Genomic DNA, 10,515 nt, shown 5'->3' with positions numbered 1-10,515 from the left:
CCGCAAAAATCGCACGGTTTATGTCTATCGCCCGAATCAAGAGGTTCAAATCTTGGAAAATCCGGAGCAGGTTAGTGGTGAGCCAGAGTTACCCGGTTTCAGATTGCTGATGGCAAAGATTTGGTGATTTGGGTAAAGAGTCAAGGGGTAGGGTGGGCAAATGGATATAATTTTTGGTGAAATCGTTAAATTAACGTAATTTGCCCACCAGACAATATTAGGCGATCGCACTACATAACCTCAGACGTGCGAGGAATTTGAGCAGCTTTAACTTCTCAACTAGGACTTATTCTTGTTCTTGTTTTTTCCAATTAAGTCTACAATACATATCTAAATCTATACCTGCACTCAGTTCACTAGCCTTATGTATAATTTGCTGATTAAAACTAATGGCAGGTACGTGGCTATAAGCATAAACTACACAACAAATAAGTGCTTCGTACTGATAACTTATTTGAGCGAGTTGCTGCCAACCAGGTTGTAGTTGCTCAAAAACAGACTCTATATGTATCTCAAGTTCTCTTGTGGGGTCAAGTTCTTCTGAAGGAGCTAATTTAGATTTGACTTTCCAAACACTAAATTTCCTAATAGTTGGTTTTCCCCTCGACCGAACGACGACATCTCCTGTTTTCCAAGTTTGCGTAGGTTTAACACCGACAATCTTAGTGATTTCATCCGGATCAAGATCAACTCCTGATAATCGAAAATATGCGTATATTTCGTTGGTTTTGCTCATGGTATTGTATCATATTAAGTATAGGCGGGCGAGATTCACCAAAAGTTGTTAATATTAAGACCAGTAAACTCCCCCGCACCTCTGCTACCTTTAGGTTTTACGTAGATATTTCCTTGTCTGTCTTTATACAAATCACATTTGGAAACGCCACCAGGACAACCTTCCTTGAGTTCGTGAATATCTTCTCCAGCTTCTTCAAGTGCTTCAATTTCTCCATTAGAAAGTTTCTTGTCCTGTGAGCCATCGCGTTCTGGATCGTATGGATCAATCTCCTCACTTTCAGCTCTAAGCGAGTAGGGTGGGCAAATGGATATAATTTTTGGTGAAATTGTTCAATTAACGTAATTTACCCACCCGACAAGATCAGCCGATCTCACTTTACCCATTCTGGTGCTTGCATTCTATAGGGCAAATTTGGATATGGATGATTTTTTGCCATAGGCGAACCAGATTTGAGAATCCATGTTTCACGATCAGAGTACTCCCAAACAAGCCCACGCTCATGATCATAGAGATGTTGTACACCACTGCTTTTATCTTGTGACCATGTTAGTTGTTCTTGTATCAATACGCCTTCTTTTTGATGAATTGTTGACCAGGCAGTTTCTGGAGGTGGAAAGCGAAAAACTGCCTCGGACTGAAATTCTCCCGAAACTAAATCCAGGCTTGCGATTGGTTGCGAATTTTTTAACCTCTGATCTAAAGCGATCACCCACACGGCCTGACTATCGTCACGGATGCGGATCTCTACTTGCCTATAGCTAGCATGTCCACTTCCAACCAGATATATGAGAGGGATCTTGTTCGCTCGTTGCCATACTAGCTGCATCTCTGACTCATCAAATACCCCTTGATTGGTATTTCGACTACGAAATAAGATAACGTCGGAATTGGGCAGTCTAGATTGAACTTGGTAATCCCAACTCTCATTATTTGAGATAGAGTTATTCACTGTACGTTTAACCTCTAAATCCTGCGGCTGGGGCACCCGTGACTGGTGGCCAGCCACGTTCATGTCTTGCTGTTCTACCTGACACCCGCCAAGTAGAAGTCCTAGGCATAAAGAAATGAATCCTAATATCGTAATCCCAGCCAGCACCTGTAAACTCCCGATCATCAACTACCTCCCCTGAACTTAATTCTGTTCCCGTTCCAGGATGAAGATCAGCTCTGTCTATCCAAATAAAATGAACGTTTGTAAAACGAACAATTTTGTTACCACCCTCATCACTCACTTCATAGTTACCACTCATTTCAATACGATGGCATCCATGAAGAGTCAAACGCATCGATTCTAGTTCATTGAGTTTAACACCCGTGACGCTGTCATTAAATGTTCCACTGCCACCCGTTGCAGCAAACCCAACAGCGAGCTGTTTAAATTTCTTAGCCATTGCTCGCTGAATTTCTGGGCGGTCTGTCATAAATGTACTCCACTGCACTACTGGCTCATATGTCATACCGAAGCCAGTCATACGCCATTCCATGAGAGTCCTTGCCAAAGAAGCACCCTCATCGTTAAGCCTCCAATACATCTCTACCCAAACGGGGGGAATTGAGTCAGACGATTCGTAGTTTGTCAGTATTCAGCTATGTCTTGAAACTCCATTAGAACTGGAGGTTCCGCAACTTGAGCAACATCTGGTGGTGGAGCTAGCGAACTGGCATCGACGAGCAGCTTGCCTTCAACAATAACTTTCTTGTCTACAAAGCGATCAACCTCTTCCGGTGGACGCGGTTGCAATCCCAGCCTAACCATACTCCGGCTATCAGGTGCCTGATATTGATCGTATACTTGTGGACTACCCTCAACCTCAATAAAAACATGTCCCATAAACAGAGGTGGTGAGTTGTCCATCGGACTGGGTTTCTTTTTGTGGATCAGGCGTTTGCGATAGATTCCGACAAGCTGCACCCGCTGCCCATCAAGGCGCTTCATATCAGTAGATGTTTGGCACAGTGGTATTCTTTCCATGTTGATTTCTCCCTTTGAACTGGAAATAGTTTCCCAACCAGCAAACCCTAGAAAAAGGATAATGGCCACACTCATAAATACCCTTTGTTGAATGTTCATAGAACCGCTCTGAATTTATTGGTCTGTGCGAACTGCCATTGTGGTTGCTTTGTTGCCATGGGTATCGCTAGCCAGATGATCGTGATGGAACGTTTCATTGTTATCGACTGTTCCGTCGCTTTTAACTGAGCCATACATTGCAAAGTTCCACCCTCGATCAACGAAATCACGTTGAGGAACACCGACGCTTTGCGCGTATTCTCCAGTCACTGCATAGTTTTCCAATGTGATATTGTCTGAAGCATCTTTCATGATTACACCTGCCCAGTGAAAATTCCAAGTTGTATTACCTGGAATTCCCTGGAATCCTGGGAAGTTGTATCCCGAAGACATGGTGTATGCCTCACCAATTTCCGGATTAGCATAGTCATTAATGCCAGCCGCTTTATCGAAGGCTCGTTTGCCATCATCTGTCAACAGATCGTAAAGTTGCTGTGCTTTAACACCATCTTTCGGCTTCTTCTTCTGCTCTTTTGTTTTATAGCTAAAGCTTGTCAAAGATTCCCAGAAGTCAAAGACTCGTTTCTTATGACCAGGTTGGAGATAAGCGGCGTTGTTGGGGTCATTTATAAAGCTGTACATTAAATCAAAGAAAATTTGATTTGCCATCTTACCGGCAGGATTTTTTGTTACATTATGCATATTTGAGTCAGAGCGACCGTAGGTAGTTTTCTCACTTCCATTCTTGTAATACACGGCTTGACGATCGCCACCTTGAGATCCTGTTACTGCTTCGGAGGAACGCCCGCAGTCTGTCCAAAGTGCCATTGAGCCACCAACATTACCTTCTGAATCCGCACCTCCAGCATTTGGGGTATTAAGACCAGCATGTTGCCCAGAGTTACTCCCTTTGTTTACCCACACGGGTGTAACTTTGTTGAGGGTGTTTCCCTCATGTTGGATTTGTCCTGAACTATCATCAAGTTGAATGAAAGATCCATGCTTGCCAACATTGACCAGTGCCGCATTTGCAATGGTAACTAAACTGTGGTCTGCATAAAGTTCTTGAGCACCTATAAGCACAGTTAACCCCGACTCTGAAGAGGTTGCACTAGCAAATCTTGCATCAGGGTCGTTAGAAGCACGCCGCAACTGCACTGTGTTCTGCCTTTGAAGCAAGGGTGTAACATACGAGGTCAATGGTCGTCTTTGCAGTTTCGTTGTTACTCCACCCGTTTGCTGCACCACATGAGTCAACTCATGGGCCGTCAACTCATTATTCCCCGGTGATTTCCCATCCCCAAAATAAACATCACTCCCATGAGTAAACGCCTGAGCGCCCAACTCCTGATTCATCTGCACCGCTTCACCACCCGTATGCACGCGCACCCCACTAAAATCAGCCCCAAAGCGCGGTTCCATAAACCCTCTCACGTTCTCGGATAACGGAGAACCCCCACCCTTAGACGCATTCAAACGACTCTCTAAATCCCCAGAGGCTTGATTTCCATCTATTTGATGCGCTCGTTGTATCATCTGGCGCATTTGCACACGCGGATCAATTTGCCTCTGCATTACAGGTTTAATTGACTGCGCTCGTTTCCAGATCTGATGGGGGTGATGGGGGTGATTGGTGTCCAACTGACGCTGAACGGATGCTGAACTATCCGCAGGGGCTGACATTGACATTACCTGAGACGCCACTCGGTCAGCTTCTTGTTCGTAAGTATCTCCTGGCGCTCCTACCGTCAACTTCGTTTGAATGCCAATTTCCTCTAAGTCTTTCCCGGCTTCTGGCGCCTGTTCCTTCTCTTCTTTGGCACAATCAGCACATTGACGTTGAATCAGGTTCTGTGATACTGGGGCAAAAGCACCTTTTAATTTGGAAGCTGGGCTTTGTGGTAAGGGTGGGGGTGGCTCAAACGTTGGTGCCCAGGGCGATTCAAATTTAGGTTGTAATGTTGACCCTGAGCGGAGCCGAAGGGTTGACCCTTCAGCTTCCTCCTGTTTTTTAGCTTGGATTCCTCGCATTACATTGGCGGTAAGTCTATCCGCCGAGTCTCTGGAATATTCCCCGATTTCTGGGGATGGGGCAGATGACGGGTTTGACTTGGGTTGAATCGAAGAATGTCCCATTTTACCGGGACTTTTACCCTTTTTCTGTACTGGGGTGGGAGTCCAGGATGAATTTTTCTTTTGTACGGGTTTATACTCCATGATGCCGCTTCAGTTACCCAATGATTTACTGATCCCAAGCCAATTGCTTTAATAAGGCTGAGGAGTTATACAATTATAGTCAATTATCAAGGGAAAATCAGCGCGATCGCTTCCCCGGCTGAACTATAATGTTGTGACTCTAGCCCTCTTTTGCCATCTGCTTTTTCAGATACTGGAAACCGCAATTTTAATCTGGCTGTACAGCTTGGTATTTGGGCGGAACTTGATGGTACAGGTCTGGGTTTTGACTCCAGTGCAGGATTTACCCTTCCTAATGGTGTCACGCGATGTCAAGGGGTAGGGTGGGCAAATGGATATAAGTCCTGGTGAAATCGTTAAATTATCATAATTTGCCCACCCGACAATATCAGGCGATCGCACTACAAGATATCAAAAGATAGTTCGCGTTTACTAGCAACACAATCTTCAAGGTATAAATTAATTAATTCTTGCCAAGACATTCCTTTTTCTTGTGCCATTTCCTCAAAATATTCTATGACTTCTATCCCCAAAGGTAAAGTTACTTGTTGTTTTAATGTTTGGGCAAAAGGATTGGGTCTGCTTTTCATTTTGTCAAGGTCATATTCTTTTTGCATGGTTTTATCCTCGATAAAATTTACTTTCGTTTTTAGTGGCTTTTCGAGCCGAAAGCACCGAGAAAGTAATGTTTGGCAACGTCGGTTTTGGGAACATACGATTCGTGACGAGGATGATTTAAACAAGCATTTAGATTATATTCATTACAATCCGGTTAAGCATGGTTTGGTGTCTTGTCCTCATTTGTGGACATATTCCAGTTTTGACAAATGGGTGAAAGCTGGTAGGTATCAAGTCGATTGGGGATGTCATTGTGGTGCGAATTTACCACAAGTTCCGGATTTTCGGGAGTTAGAAGATAAAGTCGGCGAGTAGGGTGGGCAATATGGATATAATTTTTGGTGAAATTGTTAAATTAACGTAATTTGCCCACCCGACAATATCGGGCGATCGCACTTGGAAAACCCAGAGCAGGTTAGTGGTGATCCAGAGTTATCCGGTTTCAGGTTGCTGATGGCAAAGATTTGGCGATTTGGGTTAAGTCTTGTCACCTTCTGGTTTTTCCAGTAATAAATCAATATCTCCAAACATCCCAGTTATATAGGATTCCAGAACTTCTCTTCCTTCAGCATTGGGACAAATTTTTATAGCTTCTAAGGCTTGTTCCCGTTCTTTTAAAGCTGCCCATATCAAGAAGCTTTTCGTGTCAATTTTGTCTAATATTTCTTTGATTCGTTCTGCATGAGTAGCGATTTCATTGTCTGTCACTAGGGACAATAGCTCATCTCGTTCTGAGTGATGAGATTCCAACCCATAGAGCAAAGGGAGAGTAATTTTTCCCTGCTTTAAGTCAGTTATACCATCAGGTTGCCAAATGGATTCCATGTCGTTAAGAATTTGTAGAGCAAGCCCCAGATGATGACCAAAAACACCACAAGATTGAATCAGTTCAGGGTTATCTGTTCCCACCATAGCACCAGTAGCACAAGCTGTAGCCACAAAGCCAGCACTTTTCATTTCTACGGTTAACCAATAGTCTTCAACAGTTCGAGTAGTTCCAACTAGCTCTCTATCCTGACCTACTGATATACGAAAAAAGGCATCAATATAGGACTGATTAATTTTGTGAAATATTTTGGGTTCAAGAGATGCTTTGCTCAGGATTTCAAAGGAAAGAATATGAATAGCTGAAGCATAATTCCAAGCTCTAGTGGCGCCGACCTCCTTCCATAGCTGTCCATCTCGATCTTGATCTTCCAAATCATCCAAAATGCGTAGGCATAGACCCAGAGCTAGAAGTGCAGCACAAACATGAATAGCCTCTTTGGCTTCTCCATCAACAGCTTGACAGGAAGCTAATGGTAATATCGCCTCTGGAATCATTGGTTCTTCAAACAATTTGGCTAGTACCACCTTCAATTCTGTCCAAAAATTGGGAATTGAGTTTTGAAAAACCTCTCTAATTTCTGGATATAATGATTTTAAAGAATTCATGTCAATTTACTCAAAATTTACGACCAATCGAGGCTGTGATGGAGCCCTCAACTATTGCATAATTCGTCAGTTTGTGGGATTCCAGACATACTTTCCCTTTTTGTCAATATAGCCTTGCTTTTCACCAATCTTTACCCATGCCAGCCCTTCGATGAAGATACTAGCCCAATCAAACTGGGGTTCTATAACTATCTGCCCAGTTTTGTTGATATAGCCCCACTTATCCTCAATCTTTACTGCTGCCAACCCTTCAGAGAAATTAATAGGTCGCTCCTTAAACTGTGGATCAATAACCATTTTCCCAGTTTTGTCAATATAGCCCCATTTGACATTAGTCATGTTTGGTGGTTTGCTCTCAGCAGAGATCATACCAGTTGCGACGACTGCAAGTCCTTCAGAAAAGTCATAACCTTCATCAAATTGGGGTTCAATAACTATCCGACCAGTTGTATCAATGTAGCCTACTTTGTCTCCAACTCTGACAGCAGCTAATCCTTCAGAGAATTCCCTAACCAAATTTGAAGATGGATTGATTACTATCTGCCCAATTTTGTTGATATAGCTTACTCGCCTATCGAGTCTCACCAATGCTAGCCCTTTAGAAAACTCCCTAGCCTCATTAAACTGAGGCTTGATGACTATTTGCCCCGTCTTATTGATATAGCCCATTTTGCCATCAATATCTACAGCAGCCAACCCTTCAGAGAACCTATATGTTAAATCGAACTGGGGAGGAATAACTAATTTACCCGTCTTATTGATATAGCCCATCTTGCCATCAATATCTACAGCAGCTAATCCTTCGTAAAAGCTATAAGCAGAATCAAAATCAGATTCAATAACAATTTGTCCAGTTTTATCGATATAACTCCACTTATCACCTATTCTGACGGTTGCTAGTTCTTCAGAGAACTGACCAGTTTCATCAAATTTGGGCTTGATAAGAATTTGCCCCGTAGAATTAATATAACCCCACTTACCATTCTGACTGATAGGAAACAGTTGGGAAGGCTCTGAGATTGGCATTTGTGAATGATTTGATACCTGCATTGCCTGTGGAGAAGTACTCAATATGATTGTCGGACGTTGAGTGCTACAAGATAGCAAACCTAAAATAGCCTGGCATAAAAGCAAAAAAATGATTCGGTTCACCATAAACTTTTTGATATAAAACATCATTATTAGTGGTTGATTCTTTTAATTGTTCCTATATGTTGGGTGCCACTCCGTTTGTTAATTAGATGTTTGTAAATAGATGGCCAACTGTTATCTGTAACACTTACGCATCCCCAAGAAACGTCTCCACGGTGTAAATACTCATCTCCTTGGGGTCCACCTTCAATTCTAAACCACGTTTTGGCATAATTTCCGTAATTATCACCCCCAGCATGAGGGTGATCAGGAAGCCGAAGAGGATATTCTCTATCAAGGGCTATTTTAGGAGCACTCGGATCGTTGGGATTAGTATCTATTGTTGCTCTGGCAGTGCCACCACCATAATCTAATATCCCAGTTTTTTCATTAAAAGTTACCGCTACGGCTCCTCCCCAATTTGTCAAACCAAGGTATCCTGGTTTCAGGCTTGCTTTTGTTCCCTCCCAGGGTCCTTCCAAAATAGTAAAATAATCTCGTTCCCCTTTTTGTTCTTGATATTCAACTTTCAATGCATCAGGAAAACTCCGCTGATTATTTCCTATTAGTCCAACCACCCAACCCTCTGTATTTCCAGAAGAGACACCCAGTATTTCCCCCTTCTTAAAAGTTGTTTGGGGAGTACATCCAGAGATACACCTTCTCAGGGTGTGGGAGTTATCTTTTTTCTGAATATCTACAGCCTTTGGTTCCTCCAAAACCTGTTGCTGAGAAGCTACAATTTTATCAGCCGAATTTTCCCGTTGAAACTGAAGAATCTCCTTGCGGTAAACCGAGGAATCATGACCAGTAGTTCCTCCCAAGGATTGCAGATGGCTCAATACATCACTCTTAGGTGCTATCCCTTCCAGAATCGGTACTTCTTTTAAATTGATTGCCGGTTTCTGAGGTTTCTGATTCTGCCGCTGCACAACACCTGTCTGCTGCACAACATGAGTCAACTCATGCGCCGTCAACTCATTATTCCCCGGCTCCTTCCCCGCCCCAAAATAAACATCACTCCCATGAGTAAACGCCTGAGCGCCCAACTCCTTGCTCATCTGCACCGCTTCACCACCCGTATGCACCCGCCCCCCACTAAAATCCGCCCCAAAGCGCGGCTCCATAAACCCTCTCACGCCCTCTGATAACGGAGAACCTCCACCCTTAGACGCATTCAAACGACTCTCTAAATCCCCAGAGGCTTGATTTCCATCTATTTGATGCGCCCGTTGTATCATCTGGCGCATCTGCACACGCGGATCAATTTGCGTTTGCACCACAGGTGTAATTGACTGCGCTCGTTTCCATATCTGCTTGGGGTGATGGGGGTGATTGGTGTCTAATTGACGCTGAACGGATGCTGAACTATCCGGAGGCGCTGACATTGACATTACCTGAGACGCTACTCGGTCAGCTTCTTGCTCGTAGAGATCTCCTGGCGCTCCTACCGTCAACTTGGTTTGAATGCCAATTTCCTCTAAGTCTTTCCCGGCTTCTGGCGCCTGTTCCTTCTCTTCTTTGGCACAATCAGCACATTGGCGTTGAATCGGGTTCTGTGATACTGGGGCAAAAGCACCTTTTAATTGGGAAGCTGGGCTTTGTGGTAAGGGTGGGGGGGCATCAAACGTTAGTGCCCAGGGTGATTCAGATTTACGCTGTAACGTTGAAGATTCGGCTTGCTCAAGCTCCTTGGCTTGGATGCCTCGCATTACATTGGCGGCGAGTCTATCAGCTGATGCTCTCTTATATTCCCCAATTTCTTGGGATGGGGCAGATGATGGGTTTGACTTGGGTTGAATCGAAGAATGTCCCATTTTACCCGGACTTTTACCCTTTTTCTGTACTGGGGTTGGAGTCCAGGAGGAATTTTTCTTTTGTACGGGTTTATACTCCATGATGCCGCTTCAGTTACCCAATGATTTACTGATCCCAAGCCAATTGCTTTAATAATGCTGAGGAGTTATACAATTATAGTCAATCATCAAGGGAAAATCAGCGCGATCGCTTCCCCTGGTGAACTATAATGTTGTAACTCTAGCTCTCTTTTGTCACTTGGGAAATTCTGACTAAGACAGACTCCCCATTGCTGATTTCATAGATGGGGTAAGCTGGTTATAGAGACGCGATCGCAAGCTAGTTCAGCCTAGCCCCATACCTCTCATAAAAACCTGAATATCTTGCATCAACTTCTGGCTACAAATCGCTAATTTTTCTGATAATTGCACGACTAGATCAGGATTGGGATTATGAGCATAGTTACTTCTGACAACGTGGCGAAAGCGTCGGGAGCATCCCATTTTGGCAAATAGCCGGGAAAGGTCGATTTTTAATTCGCGGTTATTACTCGCGAATTAAATCTCCGTGTATACTTGAACGACTCAAG

At 43.7% G+C, this 10,515-nt stretch carries 13 protein-coding genes and 2 pseudogenes; 3 read left to right on the top strand and 12 right to left on the bottom strand.

Annotation, left to right across the window (positions count from 1 at the left end; all coding sequences use genetic code 11):
• On the top strand, positions 1-127 hold a 127-nt coding region (locus RH949_RS24620), incomplete at its 5' end, for a Uma2 family endonuclease (protein ID WP_446355790.1).
• A 159-nt stretch (positions 128-286) separates the two neighbouring features.
• Here RH949_RS24620 and RH949_RS24615 read toward each other — a convergent pair.
• From RH949_RS24615 to RH949_RS24590, 6 genes are all read right to left on the bottom strand, one after another.
• Positions 287-736, bottom strand: a complete 450-nt coding sequence (locus RH949_RS24615; protein ID WP_446356838.1) for a DUF4279 domain-containing protein — start codon at positions 734-736, stop codon at positions 287-289.
• A 35-nt stretch (positions 737-771) separates the two neighbouring features.
• Entirely contained in the window at positions 772-1,005 is a 234-nt protein-coding gene (locus RH949_RS24610) for a polymorphic toxin type 33 domain-containing protein (RefSeq protein ID WP_446356840.1), read from the bottom strand.
• Between the two features lie 104 nt (positions 1,006-1,109).
• Positions 1,110-1,688, bottom strand: a complete 579-nt coding sequence (locus RH949_RS24605; protein WP_157453117.1) for a hypothetical protein — start codon at positions 1,686-1,688, stop codon at positions 1,110-1,112.
• A 7-nt stretch (positions 1,689-1,695) separates the two neighbouring features.
• Positions 1,696-2,196 carry a hypothetical protein gene (locus RH949_RS24600; protein WP_446356836.1) on the bottom strand — a complete coding sequence of 167 codons (501 nt, stop codon included), beginning with the start codon at positions 2,194-2,196 and terminating at the stop codon, positions 1,696-1,698.
• 119 nt (positions 2,197-2,315) lie between these two features.
• The gene (locus tag RH949_RS24595; protein ID WP_006100294.1) at positions 2,316-2,711 is read right to left on the bottom strand and encodes a hypothetical protein; all 396 of its coding nucleotides are present in this window, start codon (positions 2,709-2,711) and stop codon (positions 2,316-2,318) included.
• 114 nt (positions 2,712-2,825) lie between these two features.
• Positions 2,826-4,967 (bottom strand): eCIS core domain-containing protein, encoded by a 2,142-nt coding sequence (locus RH949_RS24590; RefSeq protein WP_446356834.1) that lies wholly within the window; start codon positions 4,965-4,967, stop codon positions 2,826-2,828.
• Between the two features lie 147 nt (positions 4,968-5,114).
• Between RH949_RS24590 and RH949_RS24585 the strand changes: the two are divergent.
• A pseudogene (locus RH949_RS24585) lies at positions 5,115-5,273 on the top strand (Uma2 family endonuclease); the annotation flags it as partial.
• A gap of 74 nt (positions 5,274-5,347) precedes the next feature.
• Here RH949_RS24585 and RH949_RS24580 read toward each other — a convergent pair.
• The gene (locus RH949_RS24580; RefSeq protein WP_044206259.1) at positions 5,348-5,563 is read right to left on the bottom strand and encodes an antitoxin; all 216 of its coding nucleotides are present in this window, start codon (positions 5,561-5,563) and stop codon (positions 5,348-5,350) included.
• Between the two features lie 43 nt (positions 5,564-5,606).
• Here RH949_RS24580 and RH949_RS24575 point away from each other — a divergent pair.
• Positions 5,607-5,879, top strand: a pseudogene (locus RH949_RS24575) (REP-associated tyrosine transposase); the annotation flags it as partial.
• Positions 5,880-5,914: 35 nt separating this feature from the next.
• Here the strand turns inward: RH949_RS24575 and RH949_RS24570 are convergent.
• From RH949_RS24570 to RH949_RS24550, 5 genes are all read right to left on the bottom strand, one after another.
• Positions 5,915-6,055, bottom strand: a complete 141-nt coding sequence (locus RH949_RS24570; RefSeq protein WP_157453115.1) for a hypothetical protein — start codon at positions 6,053-6,055, stop codon at positions 5,915-5,917.
• Positions 6,042-6,998, bottom strand: a complete 957-nt coding sequence (locus tag RH949_RS24565) for a polyprenyl synthetase family protein (RefSeq protein ID WP_006100357.1) — start codon at positions 6,996-6,998, stop codon at positions 6,042-6,044. The genes RH949_RS24570 and RH949_RS24565 overlap by 14 nt, the downstream gene beginning before the upstream one ends.
• A gap of 66 nt (positions 6,999-7,064) precedes the next feature.
• On the bottom strand, positions 7,065-8,153 hold the full coding sequence (locus tag RH949_RS24560) for a WG repeat-containing protein (protein ID WP_006100022.1): 1,089 nt from the start codon (positions 8,151-8,153) through the stop codon (positions 7,065-7,067).
• Between the two features lie 26 nt (positions 8,154-8,179).
• Positions 8,180-10,027 carry an eCIS core domain-containing protein gene (locus RH949_RS24555; RefSeq protein WP_006100317.1) on the bottom strand — a complete coding sequence of 616 codons (1,848 nt, stop codon included), beginning with the start codon at positions 10,025-10,027 and terminating at the stop codon, positions 8,180-8,182.
• A 243-nt stretch (positions 10,028-10,270) separates the two neighbouring features.
• Positions 10,271-10,429, bottom strand: coding sequence for a ribonuclease toxin HepT-like protein (locus RH949_RS24550; RefSeq protein ID WP_446356830.1), 159 nt, complete (start codon positions 10,427-10,429; stop codon positions 10,271-10,273).
• Positions 10,430-10,515: the final 86 nt, after the last annotated feature.

Origin of the sequence: Coleofasciculus sp. A1-SPW-01 (genome assembly GCF_040217205.1) — a bacterium.
GTDB classification, from domain to species: Bacteria; Cyanobacteriota; Cyanobacteriia; order Cyanobacteriales; family Coleofasciculaceae; genus Coleofasciculus; species Coleofasciculus chthonoplastes_A.
Note: the sequence above shows the minus strand (reverse complement) of the source record. Positions and strands in the feature narration are given on the sequence as shown.